The sequence below is a fragment of the Pedobacter sp. 05L430 genome (genome assembly GCF_056397585.1).
In genome coordinates, this window is the sequence record NZ_JBFTNT010000016.1 from 14,432 (window position 1) to 33,678 (window position 19,247).

Annotated in this window: 10 protein-coding genes; 2 read left to right on the forward strand and 8 right to left on the reverse strand. The window is 38.6% G+C overall.

The features are described 5' to 3' along the window. Nucleotides 1-105 precede the first annotated feature (105 nt). Nucleotides 106-2,553, forward strand: a complete 2,448-nt coding sequence (locus AC1DG9_RS05665) for a M1 family aminopeptidase (RefSeq protein WP_477634391.1) — start codon at nucleotides 106-108, stop codon at nucleotides 2,551-2,553. 47 nt (nucleotides 2,554-2,600) lie between these two features. Then, nucleotides 2,601-3,125: an OmpA family protein gene (locus AC1DG9_RS05670; protein ID WP_477634392.1), complete on the forward strand. Its 525-nt coding sequence runs from the start codon at nucleotides 2,601-2,603 to the stop codon at nucleotides 3,123-3,125. 41 nt (nucleotides 3,126-3,166) lie between these two features. Here AC1DG9_RS05670 and AC1DG9_RS05675 read toward each other — a convergent pair whose 3' ends face one another. The 8 genes from AC1DG9_RS05675 to AC1DG9_RS05710 all read right to left on the reverse strand — a co-directional run bounded on the left by AC1DG9_RS05675 (nucleotide 3,167) and on the right by AC1DG9_RS05710 (nucleotide 19,245). Next, on the reverse strand, nucleotides 3,167-3,964 hold the full coding sequence (locus AC1DG9_RS05675) for an ABC transporter substrate-binding protein (protein WP_337715330.1): 798 nt from the start codon (nucleotides 3,962-3,964) through the stop codon (nucleotides 3,167-3,169). Between the two features lie 68 nt (nucleotides 3,965-4,032). Continuing rightward, on the reverse strand, nucleotides 4,033-6,411 hold the full coding sequence (locus tag AC1DG9_RS05680; protein ID WP_337715331.1) for an ABC transporter permease: 2,379 nt from the start codon (nucleotides 6,409-6,411) through the stop codon (nucleotides 4,033-4,035). Nucleotides 6,412-6,425: 14 nt separating this feature from the next. Then, nucleotides 6,426-8,837: an ABC transporter permease gene (locus AC1DG9_RS05685; RefSeq protein WP_477634393.1), complete on the reverse strand. Its 2,412-nt coding sequence runs from the start codon at nucleotides 8,835-8,837 to the stop codon at nucleotides 6,426-6,428. Between the two features lie 16 nt (nucleotides 8,838-8,853). Beyond that, complete coding sequence (locus tag AC1DG9_RS05690) at nucleotides 8,854-9,543, reverse strand: ABC transporter ATP-binding protein (RefSeq protein WP_337715335.1); 690 nt, start codon at nucleotides 9,541-9,543, stop codon at nucleotides 8,854-8,856. A 25-nt stretch (nucleotides 9,544-9,568) separates the two neighbouring features. Next, the gene (locus tag AC1DG9_RS05695) at nucleotides 9,569-11,962 is read right to left on the reverse strand and encodes an ABC transporter permease (RefSeq protein WP_337715337.1); all 2,394 of its coding nucleotides are present in this window, start codon (nucleotides 11,960-11,962) and stop codon (nucleotides 9,569-9,571) included. Between the two features lie 20 nt (nucleotides 11,963-11,982). Then, nucleotides 11,983-14,355: an ABC transporter permease gene (locus tag AC1DG9_RS05700; RefSeq protein ID WP_337715339.1), complete on the reverse strand. Its 2,373-nt coding sequence runs from the start codon at nucleotides 14,353-14,355 to the stop codon at nucleotides 11,983-11,985. Nucleotides 14,356-14,502: 147 nt separating this feature from the next. Then, nucleotides 14,503-16,866 (reverse strand): ABC transporter permease, encoded by a 2,364-nt coding sequence (locus tag AC1DG9_RS05705; RefSeq protein WP_477634394.1) that lies wholly within the window; start codon nucleotides 16,864-16,866, stop codon nucleotides 14,503-14,505. 18 nt (nucleotides 16,867-16,884) lie between these two features. Then, nucleotides 16,885-19,245: an ABC transporter permease gene (locus AC1DG9_RS05710; RefSeq protein ID WP_337715341.1), complete on the reverse strand. Its 2,361-nt coding sequence runs from the start codon at nucleotides 19,243-19,245 to the stop codon at nucleotides 16,885-16,887. Between the last annotated feature and the right edge of the window lie 2 nt (nucleotides 19,246-19,247).

Sequence of the window (19,247 nt, forward strand, 5' to 3'; positions counted from 1 at the left end):
AATATTGAGATTATGTTCATAAAATTAAACAAAAAATACGCACACAACACTGTTACTTTTCTTTATTACTACGAATACGTAACTTGGGCGCTTTAATTAACTTTAATGAAGAACTTATTTTGCAAATCGGCCAGGGTTGGACTGGCACTCATGTTAACTTCCATCGGTGTTTGGGCTCAGGCCCCTTACCATGCATCATCTACAAAAATAAATGCATTAGTGCACACAAAATTAGATGTAAAGTTCGACTACTCAAAACGCCATCTAATTGGTAAAGAGTGGGTAACATTAAAGCCTTACGCCTACCCAACAGATTCGCTAACCCTAGATGCTCAGGGCATGGATATCAGAACTATTGCATTAGTAAATGGGAAAAACCTGCAAACGTTAAAATACACTTACGATGAAGAGCAGCTAAAAATACAGCTGGGAAAGAAATTCTTACCAGGCGAAGCCTACACCATTTTTATTGATTATACAGCAAAACCTGATGAATTAAAAGTAAAGGGCAGCGCTGCCATAACAGATGCAAAAGGTCTTTATTTTATTAATCCAGACAGTGCGGTTAAAGGGAAGCCGGTACAGATCTGGACGCAGGGCGAAACAGAAGCGTCTTCTGCTTGGTTCCCCACTATAGATAAACCAAATCAAAAAACTACAGCCGAAATTAGCATTACTGCGCCGGCTAAATACGTAACCTTATCAAACGGAAAACTGGTAAGTCAGCTAAAAAATGCCAATGGAACCCGTACAGATACCTGGAAAATGGATCTGCCACATTCTCCTTATCTATTTATGATGGCAGTTGGCGATTTCAAAATCTATCGTGATAAATGGAACAGTAAAGAAGTAGACTATTATCTGGAACCTGCTTACGCGCCTTATGCCAAACAAATTTTTGGGCTTACCCCAGAAATGATAGACTTCTATTCTAAAACACTTGGTGTTGACTATCCCTGGAATAAATATAGCCAGATTGTAGTTCGTGATTACGTAAGCGGTGCAATGGAAAATACCACTGCCACCTTACACGGTGCTTACGTACAACGCACACCAAGAGAAATGCTTGATGAAAATTTCGGACAGGCAGAAAGCACTATCGCGCACGAATTGTTCCATCAATGGTTTGGCGATTATGTTACGGCTGAAAGTTGGAGCAACTTAACTGTAAATGAATCTTTTGCCAACTATAGCGAATATTTATGGGCAGAACATAAGTATGGAAAAGATGCTGCCGATGCGCACAATTATGAAGACATGAGCCAGTATCTAGGTTCTAAAAAAGAAGCTTTAAAGAACCTGGTACGCTTTCATTATGCCGATAAAGAAGAGGTTTTTGATGCGGTATCTTACCAAAAAGGCGGTCGCATTTTAAACATGATGCGCAACTATTTGGGCGATAAGGTTTTCTTTAAAGGCTTAAATATCTATCTGAAACAAAACGCTTTTAAAAATGGTGAAGCTCATCAATTACGCCTGGCCATGGAGGAAGCTAGTGGACAGGACATGAACTGGTTCTTTAACCAATGGTATTTTAATGCCGGTCATCCGAAAATAAGTATAGACTATGCATGGGATGAAAGCGCGAAAACTCAAAAAGTAACACTTAAACAAACTCAGGCGGGAGATCCTTTTACCTTACCTATGGCCATAGATGTGTATACCGGGGCCAATAAAAAGCGTTATCAGGTAACATTTAAAGATGCAGTACAGACTTTTACATTTGCCAGTGCAACTAAGCCCGACCTTGTGAATGTTGATGCCGATAAAGTTTTATTAGCTGAAAAAGACGACCATAAATCCTTAGCCGAGTTTGCATTTCAATATGCACACGCTCCTTTATTTATGGACAGACTTGAAGCGATAGAAGCCGCTGGAAAAAACAAAAAAGATGCAGAAGGTGCAAAGGTTTTACTTTCGGCATTAAACRACAAGTATTATACGTTAAGAATGCAGGCAATAGATTCAATTGCGGCAGATGATTCAGAACTTTTTAAAACTGCAATGCCTGCAATTCAAAAACTGGCCACTTCTGATCCGAATACCCTTGTGCAGGCACAGGCAATTTCCATTATAGGTGGCAATAAAAATGCTGCTGATTTAGCATTGTTCAAAAAAGGGCTTGAAAGTAAATCGTATGCCGTTCAGGGATCGTCATTAATGGCTCTTGCTTTACAACAACCTGAAGAAGCCCTAACTGTCGCTAGAGCGCTTGAGAAAGACAACAAAGCATCACTTACACAAGCAATTGCATTTGTTTATTCAAAATTTGGTTCAGAGAAAGAATTACCTTTCATTACTGAGAAATTTACAGCAATGTCTGCTCAGGAACAAATAGAGATGATTCCTGCTTATGTAAACATATTAGGCAAGGTTAGCGACATTAATGAGCTAAAAAAGGGAGTTGATCTTGTTAAAGCCATCGGATTGAAATACAAAAGCTATGGCTACAATAAATATGTTACTAACTTCCTGCTGCAACTTAAAAAGCAAAAACAAGGAGACCAGGCTGCTTTGAGCTATACTGACAGCGCAATTGATGAATTGAAATAACAAACAACAAATTGAATTAACACAAACTTTATATACAAACCACACAAATGACAAAGAAAACCATCTTATTTTTGGCGCTTTTAGTTAGCGTAACACTCTCGTGTAAAACCGTTAAAAAAGTTATTCAAGCCCCTMCTTCTCCGGCAGAGAAACCAGCGGGTGATGCTGAGCTAGACAACATTAAGAAAGACCTTCCTGAAAGTCAGGTAGAGCGTACTGATGCCGGAATTAAATTCACATTTAGTTCAGAGATATTGTTCCCTACCAACTCTTCGTATTTAAATGAAGGTTCAAAAAAGAGTATTGCTGATGTTGCTAAAGTTTTAAAACAGAAGGACGCCAACCGTCAAATTCTTATCGAAGGACATTCGGATAAAACTGGGACCGCAAAATACAATCAGTGGTTATCAGAAAAACGTGCAGTATCTGTTAAAACTTACCTGGTTAGTTTAGGTATTAACGGAGATAGAATTCAAACTTCAGGTTTAGGTGATACACAGCCTATTGCAGATAACAAAACTAAAGAAGGACGTTTAAAAAACAGAAGAGTTGAGGTTACCTTGTTGAAGTAAGAACAACTGTTAAAGATAAATAATTCAACCCAGCCGGCCGGTTAATAAAGTTCCTTTTGAAGCTGAAACAGATACTGAACTGCTTTAACCAGTCGGCTACCATACCAGGAGAACATTTCTCCATCAACCAACATTACTTTAGCTTCAGGTACTACAGCCCTGATTTCTTCAAGGTGTGCTTCTTTGAAGGGATAGGGCTCTGAGGATAAAAATATAAGATCGGGCTTTAATTTAGCCAGTTCATTTAGTTCAATTTCAGGATACCGCTTCTCTTTAATTACATTGCTAAGGCCATTTAATGCCAATATATTATCTATAAAGGTATCTCTGCCAGCCAACATATATGGTTTTTTCCAGATCAGATAGGCAACTTTTTTATTGATTCCGTTTTGAACGGCCAAGGTTTGAAGATCATTAAAGCCTGCACTGATCAGGTGATTTAAATAGGAGGCTTCTGGTTGCCTGTCAACCAGTTCACCTATTTGGGCAATGGTCTTCTTTGCATCTTCCAGCGTATAAATATCGCTCATCCAAACAGGATAATCCTCCATCAGTTCTTCGATCTGCGATTGCTCATTCTCTTCTTTATTACCGATGATGAGGTCGGGATTTAAATCCCTTATTAGCTGGATATTTAGTTTCTTAGTCCCTCCTATTTTGGTACGCTCTGCAAACTTTTCAATGGGATGAATGCAAAATTTAGTAAGTCCGATGATTTCCTGATCAAGCCCAAGCTCGAGCAACAGTTCTGTTTGAGAAGGCACTAAAGAGACGATCCGCTTTGGCGGATAATTGATTAAAATTTCTCTGTTCAGCTGATCGGTAAAACTGCGTTGCATGATGCAAAGATAGTTGCATTATGCGTAATTTAAAGCAATCGTCGAGGACGAGACGGCGGCAAAATGACTTATTCATATTTCAATGCATCCACAGGATTTGACTTTGCAGCACGATAAGCCTGCCAACTCACAGTAAACAACGCAATCAAAATGCTCGATACTCCGGTAAGAATGAATACGGCAGGGCCAATTGAAATGTGGTAATCAAACTGCATCAGCCAATTATTCATAATCAGATACCCAATTGGCATGGCCAACACCATAGCTATCATAACTGTTTTAACAAAGCTTACTGACAACAGGGTAATGATACCAGTAATGGTTGCGCCCAATACTTTACGTATGCCAATCTCTTTTGTGCGTTGCTCGGCACTAAAGGCCGACAGCCCAAATAAGCCAAGACAGGAAACAAATATAGAAAGGCCTGCAAAGAGGTTCGATATTATAGACAGCATTTGTTCATGTTCAAATTTCTCGGCAACCAGGCTATCAACAAACTTGATTTCTACAGGGAAATCAGGATTTAATTCTTTTGTGATCTTTGTGATCTGATCAATGCTTTCCCGTACATTCCTTGTAGTGTTTAACCGCATCGTGATTACATCACTGTTTTCAGCATTGAATACGATGGCCATTGGGTGCAGCGTTCTGGTAGGTTCATCCCACAGTACATCGGCAAATACGCCCACCACCGGTCTTTGTTTACCGTTGAAAAGAACTTGCTGACCAAGGGGTTCTTTAAACCCCATTTGTTTTACAGCAGTTTCACTGAGCATCAGTGCCGACGAGTCTGAGGCACGGCCTTTACTAAAATCGCGTCCGGCAATTAATCTGATGTTATTCGTTTTCAGGAAATCATAAGTGGTCTGAATAAGGTCAAATGAAATTTTCTTATCTCCATCTCTCATGCCATGCCATTCAAGCCCGCTGGTATTTGAATTTTGAAAGGCGATGCTTCCTGATGACTGCGTTACCGCAGTTACTGCCCCTGAGTTGAGCAATCTGTCCTTGAACAAGTCAAATTTAGGATATAAGTTGCCTTCATGAGGCATTTCGATCAGTGCATTGCTATCATATCCCAGAGGTCTGTTCTTTAAATATTGTAATTGCTGATAAAGGATGAGTGTTGCCACGATTAGAACAATTGCAAAGCCGAACTGGATGATAACGAGCACCTGTCTAAAGCTGAGACTAAAATTGCTTTTAAATGCTATGGTCTTCTTTAAAGCCTGAACCGGGTTAAATGAAGAAAGGAAAAATGCTGGGTAACTACCAGCAATCAAACCGGTAAACAGAATCAGGCCGGTCACTGCCAGCCAGTTTCCGGGATGGTCATAACTGATCTGCAGTTTGGTATTCAGCAGGCCATTGAATGCTGGCAGGAATAGTTCAACCAAGACTATTGCTAGTACCACACTAACTATGGTCAGGATAAATGATTCGAGCAGGAACTGCATTATTAATGATGTGCGGCTGGCACCAATTGTTTTTCTGATACCCACTTCTTTAGCACGTTTTTGAGATCTGGCAGTAGAGAGGTTCATAAAATTGATGCAGGCTATTGCAAGAATACCCAAGGCAAGTATAATGAAAATGCGTACTTGTTCGATCTGGCCGCCATCGGCTATACCATTAGTAAAATGGCCATATAGATGGTATTTTTCGAGGGGATATACAAAGGGGGCTGCTTCAAGAGTTTTTGTTCCGGTATTTCTGGCAATGGTGTTTTTTATTTTTTGGTTGAATGCATTAGGTTCGGTCCCATTCTTTAGTGTAAGCAACGTAAAGAAAGAATAATTGCCCCAGTTAGATTCGGCTGGCCATCCGTTCAGGTTCTCATAAAGTTTCCAGGATGTCAGACATTCAAATCCATAGGTAAAATTTGGCGGAAGATCCTTTATTACCGCAGTAACCTTCAGGTTGGCCTGGTTTTCAAATCGAACAGTTTTATTGAGTACATCAACAGTGCCGAATAACCGTTTTGCAATGGTTTCTGTAAGCACAATGGAGTTCGGATCGTCAAAGGCTTTCTCCGGATTACCGCTTAGATAGTCAAACTTAAATATTCGCAACAGATCAGGATCAGCATAGCGTCCTTCTACCTTAAAAGAATTCTGCCCATTAGCCACTAATCTTCTGCTGGCCCATAACACCCTGCTGATGTTTTCTATTTCTGGGCTTTCTTCTTTTAGCACCAATGGAAGCACATTGGAAACCTGTGGCGTGGTTCCGGTAATGCTCTTATCGGTACCGTAAAAATTAACCATCAAGTGATAAGTGTTTTCACTATTCCCAAATTGCTTATCGTAGCTCCACTGGTATTGCACATACAGCAACAACAATAGGCTTGCTGCAAGACCAATGGCGAGCCCGCTGATATTGATCAGCGAAGCAGTCTTGTGCTTTAGTAAATTCCGAAAAGCAATTTTAAGATCTAGTTTAAACATCGTTTAGGGCTTAATTATTCATATTTCAATGCCTTTACTGGGGGGCTAACCGCAGCTTTTCTTGCCTGTATGCTGATAGTAAATACTGCTATTATTAAAGATATTATGGTTGCAAATACAAATGGAGCGAACGGCATATCAACACGATAGGCAAACCCCTGGAGCCACTTATTCATAACTATGTAAGCAATGGGCCAACTGATTACATTTGCTGCTACAATCAGTACCAGGAAGGAACGATTAAGCATATTGATTATTTGGAAATTAGAAGCGCCCAACACTTTACGAACAGCAATTTCTTTTGTTCTTCGTTTTGAAACGAATGCTGATAAAGCAAATAAACCAAGCAAAGAAAGCAATATTGAAAAGGCACTAAAAAGCGTGATCATTTCCATGAAACGTTTGTCTGAAAGTATCTGGGCTTGAAAGGCCGCCTCCCCAGAGGTATATATCATTGGAAATTCGGGGTAAATCTTCATCCACTCCAGCCTTACTGACTCTATCATATGTTGGTAATTATCCGTGTTGAAACGGACTAAAAGGTTATTGGTACTAGACATACCACCTAAATGGGTAACTTTATAAATTGTAGGCAAAACAGTCTTATCAAAACTTTCATTATGATAATCMTTGATCACTCCGACGATGCGAAAAGTATATTTTCTCTTTTCGTCTAGCACATCATAGTCCTGTCCAACAATATTTTTACCAAGTAGTTTTGCTGCTGCTTCATTTAAAACAACCGTATTTACTGTATCCTGTTTATACTCTTTAGAGAACAGCCTACCGCTAACCAGATGTACACCTAAAGCTGGCAATGTTTCCATGGTAACTGTTACAGTATTGAAATCAAAGGTGTTACTTTTATACACTACTTTTTCAGAAACGTTAAACGTATTACCCATTACCTGGGTTGTAGTAGCTACGTATTGCACTCCTGGTATTTTTTTTATCCTTTCAGCAAACCGGTCATCATAATTGGTTGATATATTGATGAGATGGGAACGATCAAAACCAAGATCCTTGTTTACTAAGAAATTTGTTTGTGATTGCATTACACCAATAGAGATTACAAATGTTGCAGCAATTGCAAATTGGACAATAACTAATCCGTTTCTTAAAGCAATACCTTTAAAACTATGTTCATAATTTCCTTTTAATACAGCAATAGGATTATAGTTAGAGAGTACAGCCGCAGGGTACAAACCAGCCAACAACGTAACAATAATAAATACAGCAAATAGCTGGAATAATATGGACACTAGCTTTGCATTGTGCCAAAAGCTAAGCTGTGCATCAAAATTAGTGCTAAAGGCGGGCAGTAACAGTTCAACAAGTGCAATACTAATAAATAATGCAAATAAACTTTGAATGGCCACTTCAAAAAGAAACTGCCATACAAGTTGTTTCTTGCTTGTTCCCAACACCTTTTTGACACCAACTTCTCTAGCTCTTTGTACAGATTGTGCTGTGGCAAGATTAATAAAATTGATGACAGATATGAGCAATAAAAATATAGATAGTGCTACTACAGGCTTAATTTTATCTACCCAGTTTTTTGCAAAGGGAGGATTCCTATGTACATCCTTTAAAGGGATAATTTTTAAAATCGGAGCGCTTGTACTTCTAGAAACATCCTTATTTTTTGCTTCACCATAGAGTTTATTTTTATAATCAAAATGAGCGATGTTAATGGTTTTATTTAGTGCATTTGTATCTATTGCCGTATTTACTAACCCGTATATTTTACAAGGGGTAGTGACATTCAAATTCTCAGGATCTTTTTCTCTTTCTCCGTTATGCAATATTGCATTAAACTTAAGGCTTTCTGAAGCCAAGGGATCTTCAACCACACCTGTTACAGTATAAGATGTACCAGGATCGCCCTTCCACATAAATATCTTAATGGTTTTTCCTAAAGCCTCATCAGTACCAAATAGCAACTTTGCAACACTACGCTTCAGCACTACTGAATTAGGAGATTGCAATGCATTATTTTGGTTGCCCTGCAGAAACTGATAAGGAAATACCTTAAAAAACAGAGAATCAGCATTAACAAATCCTTTTAATACTAAAGGGTCGGCAAGCCCGGCTTTTATGGAAAGAACATCCCCCCAATCATTATCTATCTTAGTAACATATTTAAACTGGGGAATGCTTTTTTTTAGCATTTCTGCATTTCTGGAATTATTAAGCTCCTGCCAATGCGGCCTATTATCAGGAGTGGAAAGATTGAGAAATTCTCTGACCTGATAAACATTTTCTAGTTTCGAGTCCCATTTATCATAATTATTTTCATGGTTAATAAATAACAACAAGAGCACAAAACCTGTAAGTCCAAGTGCCAATCCTCCAATATTAATTGCAGCATAAACCCTGTTTTTAATCAGATTCCGAAAAGCAATTTTAAGATTTAGTTTAAACATGTTCAGCCGCTATTCTTTAAACAGTTTGTTGAACCACAACGTCTTCCTTAATAACCCCATCCAATAAATGCAGAATACGACTTCCATACGCAGCATTAACTTCAGAATGGGTAACCTGAACAATGGTAATTCCCTCCTCTTCATTTAGCTTTTTAAACAGATCCATAATCTGTAAAGCCTGAGTAGATTGCAGGTTACCTGTAGGCTCATCAGCTAAAATTATAGACGGTTGTGCCACCAAAGCGCGTGCAATACCCACCAATTGCTGCTGGCCTCCAGATAATTGATTCGGGAAAAGATCACTCTTGGCCACCATATTAAATCTGTCCAGAATATCAGCTACCCGACTTTTACGCTCAGAGCCCGGAACTTTTTTATACAATAATGGTGCTTCAATATTTTCGGCTACCGTCATCTCATCAATAAGATGATAAGCCTGAAATACAAAACCAATATGGTTACGGTATAGCTCAATACGCTTACGCTCGTTTAGTGAAACTACATCTTCGCCCATAAACTCATACTGTCCGTAGGTAGGTTCCTCCAGCATTCCCAATATATTAAGCAGCGTTGATTTTCCTGCGCCAGATGGTCCCATTATGGAAACAAATTCACCTTGTTTTATACTTGTAGTTACGTGACGAAGGATGTAACTTTTTACCCCTTTGTTAGCGTAATATTTCTCTATATTTCTTAATTCTATCATGAGATTATGTTTTTATGTTTTAATTCTATTCGTATTTCAAGGCATCAATTGGGTTGGTACTGGCAGCTTTGTAGGACCTAAGGCTTACAGTGATCAGGGTAATGACAATGGAAAGCAGCATGGCGATCATAAAGGGCCAAACACTGAGTGGTGCTCTGTATTCAAAACCTTGAAGCCACTTGGAAACAAATATATAAGAAACTGGCCAGGCGATGAGGTTGGCGATCAGCACCATCCAGAGGAATGAACTGTTCAGCATCCTGATGAGTTCTGCAGTGGATGCTCCAAGTACTTTTCGGATGGCTATTTCTTTGGTCCGCTGTGTAGCGATGAAGGAGATCAATCCAAACAGGCCTATGAAGGAGATGAAGATAACCACCCCTGCAAATACTTTAAAAAGTACGCTCATAACCCGCTCCGTCTCATAAAATGAGCTGATCTGATCGTCCATAAAGCTGGAGTTGTACACATAATCAGGAAATGTCCCGTTCCAATCGCTTTCAATGGCTTTCATGGCCTGAAGAAGCTGGCCTGGTTCCATTTTCACGGCCATAAGATTGTAGACACCCTTGTAGGAGAACAATGCTGTAGGCTCTATTTTATCATGCAGAGAAAAATTGTTAAAGTCTTTAACCACACCAACAACCGGCATCTTACGGCCTTGAGTTTCTATAAATTTTCCAAGAATTTCATTGGGGTTGCTGATGTTGAGTTTTTTTAGCAGGGTTTCATTGACAACGGTTTCTTTAAGGGTGTCTGTTTTAGACAGGGTTCTCCCTGCGATCAGTTTCAATGAAAAGGTGTTGATGTAGTCACGGTCTGTTGATTTCACGCTCAGCTGGAAGTTTTCATCTTTGGTACTGTTGTATTTAAAGCTGGAGGTGTTGTTGTTGTTGGATGAAGGGGCTGCATTGCTAAAACTGACTGCTTTCACGCCATTGATATGAAGTATTTTCTCCTTTAAGGTGTTGAATTTTAGTTGGCTCAGACTATCGGATGGTACATCCACCAGGGCAATGGCATTGGTATCAAACCCTAAAGATTTGGCCCTCATGTAACTCATTTGATTGATCACTACCAGAGTGCCTACGATCAGTACGGATGTGATGGCAAATTGAATAACCACGAGCGCCCTTCTGAGTCCGATTGCTCCTGCGTTTGCGGCGCTGATCTTATTTTTTATCGCAAGCGCAGGACTGAAACCTGACACGATCATTGCGGGATAAAAGCCAGCCAGGAAACTCACTACCAAAACCAACAGGGTCATGAAGATGAATATCACGGGATGCCCAAAGAGGCTAAAAGAAATATCCCCACTGAACAGATTTCTCATTCCCGGAAGGGCTAATTCTGTAAGCACACTTGCAATAAGCAATGCAATGATGGTGATCAGTGCGGTTTCGCTTAAAAACTGCCATACCAATTGTTTGCGCCTGCTTCCCATTACCTTGCGGATACCAACTTCCTTAGATCTGCTTACGGCTTGGGCGGTGGCCAGGTTAATAAAATTGATACAGGCAGTGAGCAATAAAAATGAACCAATAACGATCAAACCGATGATCTGACCCTCCGGCATGACTTTATTATTAAAGTTGCTGAATTTTTCGTTATAGTGGATATCACTTAAGGGCTGAAAATAGTGGTGCTCCTTGCCTACGCTTCCTTTTTCATAGTATTTATCGATAAGTTTCAATACAGGAGCTTTAAGCGCTGATGCGTCGGCACCTTTTTTTAACAGCACATAGCATTCGGAACTCGAGCTTACAGATTGCCAGCTATTCAGGCTTTCGTCTTTGTAGGTCAGGTAGGAAATGACTACATTGAAAGGGAAACTGCTGTTATCCGGAAAATCTTCAAAAACGCCGGTGACTTTGAGGTCTAACCTGTTTGAAAACCTGATGTTCTTGCCAACGGCATCCTGCCATTTTCCAAAATATTTATCTGCCGTTTTTTTTGACAGGGTAACGGTGTTCGGGACTGACAGCGCCTTGCGTGGCTCTCCTTCAAGCCACTTGATCTTAATGATATCGAAAAACTGGGGTTCAATATAATAAACGCTTGATGCTTCTTTAACTTCAGGTCTTGTGGTGGTGGCCGCAACCTTGATGATCCCTCCTGATTCCTGAACAGCAGCAACCTGCTCTGCCTGAGGAAAGTCGTTACGCACTGCCGCAGCGAGCGGTCGCGGCACTCCTTTACTATAAAATTCATTTTCGCCCGGATAGGTCCAGGAGGATACGACCCGGTAGATCCGGTCGTTATTTTCATATCCCTTGTCAAAGCTCAGCTGGTATCTTAAAAAGATAAAAATAAGCAGGCATGCGGCCAGTCCGATAGATAATCCTGTGATATTTATGAAGGTGTATCCTTTATATTTCCAAAGGTTTCGTAAGGCGATTTTTAAGTTCAGTTTAAACATCTCAATTCTTATTAATCTGGTTATTCGTATTTAAGTGCATTAATTGGATTTGATTTAGCTGTTCGATAAGCCTTATAGCTTACAGTAAGCAAGGTTATTGTTATGGTACCAAGGGCAGCCAATGCAATTATCCACCATGAGATTGTGGTATGAAATTCAAAATTATCCAGCCATTTAAGCATCACATAGTAAGCTATAGGTGCCGCTAATACGGTTGCAACAAGAATCATCTTCACAAACGACAGCGATAATAGCTGCATTAAGCTTACTACCGAAGCACCCAAAACTTTTCTTATTCCAAACTCTTTGGTACGCTGCTCGGCACTATAAGATAATAAGCCGAACAACCCTAAACAAGATATAAAAATAGCCAAACCTCCAAACAGATTAGATAACAATCCCAGAGTTTTTTCCTTAGTAAGTTTTTCAGCATATATAGAATTCATAAACTTGATCTCTACAGGATATGCCGGGTTTATTTCTTTAGTGATGCTTGTAATTGTCTCTATGTTTTGTTGCAGGTTATTGTTCTCATTTAAGCGCATGGTAATTGCCCCTGTACCACCTTTATTAAAATAAACGATCATCGGATTATTTGATTGGTATGGCGAGTCCCATACATAATCATCAAAAACGCCAATGATGGTGCAGTTGCTATCAAACATTTTAACAATTTCGCCAACTGGTTTTTTTAATCCCATTACTTTAACCGCAGAGGCACTAACCAAAATCGCGGAAGAATCAGAAGCGTATTTCTTATTAAAATCGCGACCACTGATCAGTTTAATTCCATTAGTACTAATATAATCGTAAGTAGTTCCAACTCTGTTAAACAACACTTTATTTTCGGGATTTGGCATCCCCCGCCATTCTATTCCGGTAAAATTAGACCCGTGATGTGATAAGTTAACCGATGACTGATACATGTTTGTAACGGCACCAGATTTTAACAATCTTGTTTTAAGCAACTCAAATTTCTCATTCAATTGCCCATCTTGCGGCATTTCAACCAGTGCATTTACATCAAACCCAACTGGTTTATTTTTTATGAACTGAATCTGCTTATAAATAACCAGCGTTGAGATGATCAGGATAATTGTGAAACAAAACTGTCCAATTACCAACAGCTTTCTTAAGCTTAGCGAAAAGAAGCTTCTGCCCTCTACATTTCTTTTGAGCGATTGTGTAGGGTTAAAAGACGACAAATAAAATGCAGGATAACTACCGGCAATTAGCCCGGTAAGTAAAATAACAGACAAAAGCCCTAACCAGATGTAAGAATTAAAATAAGGGATGCTCATTTTAATATTCAGCAGGTTATTGAATATTGGCATAAACGCTTCTATTAATGCAATAGCAATGATTACACTAATTAATGTAAGCACCATTGATTCGGCCAGAAACTGCATAATTAAGGACCTCCTGTTTGCCCCTATCGTTTTCTTTATACCAACTTCTTTTGCACGTTTTTCGGACTTTGCCGTTGCCATGTTCATGAAGTTAATACAGGCAATTAAGAGTATACCTATGGCCAAAGCTGTAAAAAGCCAGATCTGTTCAATGTCTCCACCTACACTTTTACCCTCTTCAAACTTTCCGTACAGGTGCATTTTACTTAACGGGAAAAGGAAGTTGGGTTGAGAAACCTCTCTGTTGTTTCTTTTAATGGCCTCATAAATTTTCTTATTAACCAAATCAAGATTTGCATCCGGCCTTAGGGTAACCAATGTTACAAAGCTGAAATTGCTCCAGTTTAAATCTCTGGCGCCCTCATCTAGTATTTCGTACAGAGACCAGGGCATTAAATAATCAAATCTATTTGAGCTGTTCTCTGGAAGATCTTTTATAACTGCTGTAACGGTCAAATTCTCTTTCTCCTGATATTTGACCGTTTTATTTAATACGTCAGTTGATCCGAATAAAGTTTTAGCCGTGCTTTCTGTAAGTATTACTGATCTGGGGTCTTTTAAAGCTGTCTTAGGATCACCATGCATGAACTTATAATCATACATCTTTAAAATGTCTGGTTCGGCAAATTTAGACTTCTTTTTAAAGCCGTTAATTCCATTTGCAATTAATCCGGTGTTACCATAGTCCATCCGGCTTATGTATTTTACCTCAGGAATTTCCCGTTTAATTACCGGAGCAAATGCAGTTGTCGACCCATTAAAGGTTACAAAGATCTTTCCTTTGTCATCAAGAACGTTAGTCATCACTACATGTACATTTTCGGAATCTTTTGACTGTTTATCAAAGTTCAGCTCATACATTACATATAGCAACAGCATTAAACATGCTGCAAGGCCAATGGCTAAGCCCACAACATTTATTATGGAAGACACTTTGTTCTTCCAAATGCTTCGCAATATGATTTTAAAATTCAGTTTGAACATTTCGTCATGATTTCCTTTCTGGTTGCTAATCGTATGCCAAATTAAAAAAACCTCACACAAGCCTTATAATCAATAAATTAACATCTAAAAATAAGCACCACATGTTCATTATCGAACAGGCTTCGTACAATAACGAACAATATTCAATTATTCATATTTCAAGGCATCTACGGGATTAGATTTAGCCACCTTAACGGATTGTATGCTCACTGTTAAAATTGCAATCAGAAATGATAGTCCAACGGCAATAGCAAATGGCAATACAGATATGGCCACTCTAAAACTATAAGCAGACAACCAGTGACTTATAATGATATAGGCAAGTGGAAAAGCTATGAGATTTGCAATAGCAACCAGCTTGATAAAGTCCTTATTTAATAGCGTAAGGATGTTTGCTGTACTGGCGCCTAAAACCTTACGAATGCTGATTTCTTTTTTACGCTGTTCGGCCATAAATAAGGCAAGACCTAATAAACCCAGGCAAGAAATAAATACTGCAAAGCCACCAAACCAGTTAGATAGGGTTCCTAGCAATTTCTCGTTTTGAAGTTTTGATTCGAAATCATCGTTAACAAATCTGTGGTCTACCGGAAAATCAGGGTTAAACTTCTTAATGATATTGTCTATAGTACTAACGGAAGAACTCAGATTCTGATCCGGATTTAGCCTTGCGATGATGTAATTATAATTGCTTGTTGGGTTATACATCACTAGTGGATTAACTTTTTGATAAGGAGATTCCATTACAAAATCTTTCATTACACCAACAATTGTTACCGGCGTATCATCCCATTTTATTATCGTGCCAACAGGTTGTTTTAGTCCCATTATTTTTACTGCGGTTTCGTTAACCAGAACATTTACAGTATCTACAAAGCGAGACGAAAATTCTCTGCCGGCAATAATTTTGGCACCGGTTGTTTCAGTAAAATCATAGCCCGTCCCTCTGTAATTAAATAAGATCAGTTCTTTTGGATTTTTACCTGGCCAGCTAAAATCAAAAGTTGCATCTCCAAACTGATTTAAACTATGACTAAAATAGGTAACTGAGGTTGCAGCACCTGATTTTAAAAGCTGATCTTTTACAAGATCCAGTTTTTCTTTTCCTTTTAGATTGCCTTGAACCGGTATTTCTATAAGGCCATTTCTATCGTAACCTATTGGCTTGTTCTTAATGAAATTTAACTGCTGATATATTACTCCGGTACAAACAATTAAGCATGCTGCAAATACAAACTGAAACACAACCAACACTCTTCTTACCGAAAGTGATGAGCCGCCAATGGCTGCAAAGCCCTTTAATACTTTTACAGGTTCAAATGAAGAAAGATAGAAGGCGGGGTAACTTCCGGCAATAAAACCGGTAATTATGGTTAAACCTAGCAGCGTACTCCAAAACTTCCAGTCTTGATAATTAATAACCAGTTGAATATTTAGAAGGTTATTAAAATATGGCAAGCTTATCTCTATCAAAGTAAAAGCAACCAGCATTCCTATAAGGGAAAGCACCATAGATTCCATAAGGAACTGCCCAATAAGTGATTTTCTTKAAGATCCAATAGCCTTACGTACACCAACTTCTCTTGATCTTTTCTCGGACCTTGCCGTAGACAGATTCATAAAATTAACACAGGCGATCAGAAGAATGCAAAAAGCCAGAACAATAAAAATTCTGATCTGATCTATTTTGCCACCGGTTGATTTTCCGTTTTCAAACTTATCATACAAATGCCATTTAGATAATGGATGCATTAATCCCTCATTTTCAGAATTCTTCCAGTTGCGTTTATAAATGCCTTTTATCTGACCACTAACATTATCCAGGTATTTATTATCCTTCAATTGCATTAAAGTAAGAAACGCATTGCTTCCCCATGTGGCATTTTTCACCCAGATATTTAATTTCTCATTCAATGACCAGGGCATCAGATAGTCAAACTGAATAGTTGAATTTTTAGGAACGTCTTCAATTACCGCTTCAACTTTTAATGGCTCACTGTTTTGAAATTTTACGGTCTTATTAATCGGGTCTTCATCACCAAATAAATTTCTTGCCATTGTTTGGGTCAGTATAACTGAATTTGTCTCCTGCAACACTTTCATTGGATTGCCTTTGATAAACTTATAATCCAGTATTTTAAGAAATGAGGGATCTGCAAAAATAGCAGCCTTTTTAAAGTTGTTTTGCTTATAGCTTAATAATTCATTAGTGGGGGTTGAAGAATGTGATGCGTAAGCTACGCCTTGAATTTTCTCGCTGATTTCCTTTGCCATTGGTGCCGGGGTAACACCGTAACTAACTATATCAGTACTGCTTACCGAATTAAGATACACTACATATGTTTTATCATAGTTCTTAAACTGCTTGTCGTAGCTCCATTCATACGCAACATACAGTAGCAGCACCATGCAACTGGCTAAACCAATTGCTAACCCGCCCACGTTAATTAATGTATACCCCTTGTTTTTCCAAAGGTTACGTAGTGCTATTTTTAAGTTTAATCTGAACATGACTTTAGCAGTTAAAAGTTATTCGTATTTCAAAGCATCAATAGGATTGGATTTAGCCACCTTAACGGATTGTACACTTACAGTTAGAATAGCTATAATAAGCGATAGCACCGCTGCTATTGCAAAAGGTAAAGCCGAAATACTCACTCTAAATTCATAAGCAGACAACCACTTGTTAATGACAATATAAGCAAGTGGAAAAGCAATGAGGTTAGCAATACTTACCAGTTTAACAAAGTCTTTATTTAGCAACGTTAAAATATTTGCAGTACTTGCACCCAGAACTTTACGGATGCTGATTTCTTTTTTGCGTTGTTCGGCAATGAATAATGCTAAACCTAATAAACCCAAACAAGAGATAAATATGGCAAAACCGCCAAACCAATTGGACAAAGTACCAAGGAGTTTTTCATTTTGAAACTTATATTCATAAGTATCAGCTACAAACCTCCTGTCTATAGGAAAATCAGGATTTAAAGCTTTAACAATTTCATCAATCCTATCAACAGAGGCACTTAAATTTTGTGAAGGATTTAATCTGATGATAATGTTACTAAACTCTTCAGCTCTATTGTAAATGATCATTGGCTTAGATGTTTGATAAGGCGATTCGGTCACAACATTTTTCATCACCCCAATAATGGTAACTTTAGCTCCCTCAAAATCGATCTTTGCCCCTATTGGTTGTTTTAATCCCATTACTTTTATTGCTGCCTCATTAACGATCACATTTAGTGAATCTGCCTTTCTTAAGAATTCCCTGCCGCTGACCATCTGTGCTCCAAGCGTTTTAGTAAAATCATAACCAGCACTGCGATAATTGAACAGCACCTTATCATTTACATTTTTGCCAGGCCACCCAACACTGAATGTATTATTTCCCTCATCACCTAATGGCGTGCTGAAATAGGTTATGCTTGTGGTCGCACCAGATTTTACCAACTGATCTTTCAGAAGATCCAGTTTCTCGCTGTTAACGAAATTGCCCTGTGCGGGCATCTCTATTAATCCACCATTATTATAACCAATTGGTTTATTTTTAATGTAGTTTAACTGCTGATAGATCACTGCAGTACATATGATTAAACAGGTTGCAAAGCTGAACTGAAAAACGACCAATATTTTACGAACAGAAAGTGAAGAGCTTCCAATATTACTAGCTCCTTTTAACACCTTAACCGGCTCAAAAGAGGACAGATAAAAGGCCGGATAGCTTCCGGCAATAAAACCTGTTGTTAAAGTTAAGCTGAGTAACGCTACCCAAAACTTCCAGTCGTGATAATTTATAGCTAGTTGAATATTTAAAAGTCCATTAAAATAGGGCAAACTGACCTCTATTAAAACAAAGGAGATAACCATACCCATTATTGCAAGCAACATAGACTCCGTCATAAACTGGCCAATGAGCGATTTCCTGGACGAACCTATTGCTTTGCGTACGCCAACTTCTTTCCCTCTTTTCTCTGATCTGGCGGTAGAAAGATTCATAAAATTGACGCATGCAATTAAAAGAATGCAGAATGCAAGAATAAAAAAGATTTTGATCTGATCAATTTTGCCACCTACCGATTTTCCATTGTCAAAATCACTATATAAATGCCATTTTGCTAATGGATGAAGCAGTGCCTCACCCATAGCGTCCTTTGAATTCCGGGAATAAATCCCCTTCATTAGCCCATTCGCTTTTTCGAAAAAACTGTTGTCTTGTAATTGTACCAGTGTTAAACAGAAATTGCCACCCCAACCTGCATTTTTCACCCATGGGTTTTGATCGGCATACAGCGCCCATGGCATTAAAAAATCGAATCTGATGCTATTATTTGCTGGAATATCTTCAATAACTGCTTCTACTTTTAGTATGTATTTGTTGTTAAATTTTACGCTTCTATTAATTGGATCTTCGTCGCCAAATAGATTCTTTGCCATAGTTTCTGTAAGGACCACCGAATTGACCTCTCTTAACACCTTATCAGGATTCCCCTTTATAAATTTATAATCTAATATTTTTAGGAAAGAAGGCTCACTGTAAACTGCACTTTTTTTGAACTTCTTTTCCCCATTACTAATTAATTGATCATTAGGATATGTAGAATGCGAAGCATAAGCAACTCCAGGTATTTTTTCTTTCACCTCATTGGCCATAAGACCTGGTGTCCACGCCCAGCTAAATACCTGCGTATTTGCTTTGGAATTATTATATACCACATAGGTTTTATCATAGTTCTTAAACTGCTTGTCGTAACTCCACTCGTAAGCAATGTAAATCAGCAATACCATACAACTTGCCAAACCAATTGCCAGGCCACCCACATTAATCAATGTGTAAACTTTGTTTTTCCAAAGGTTTCTTAATGCGATTTTGAGATTGAGTTTAAACATTT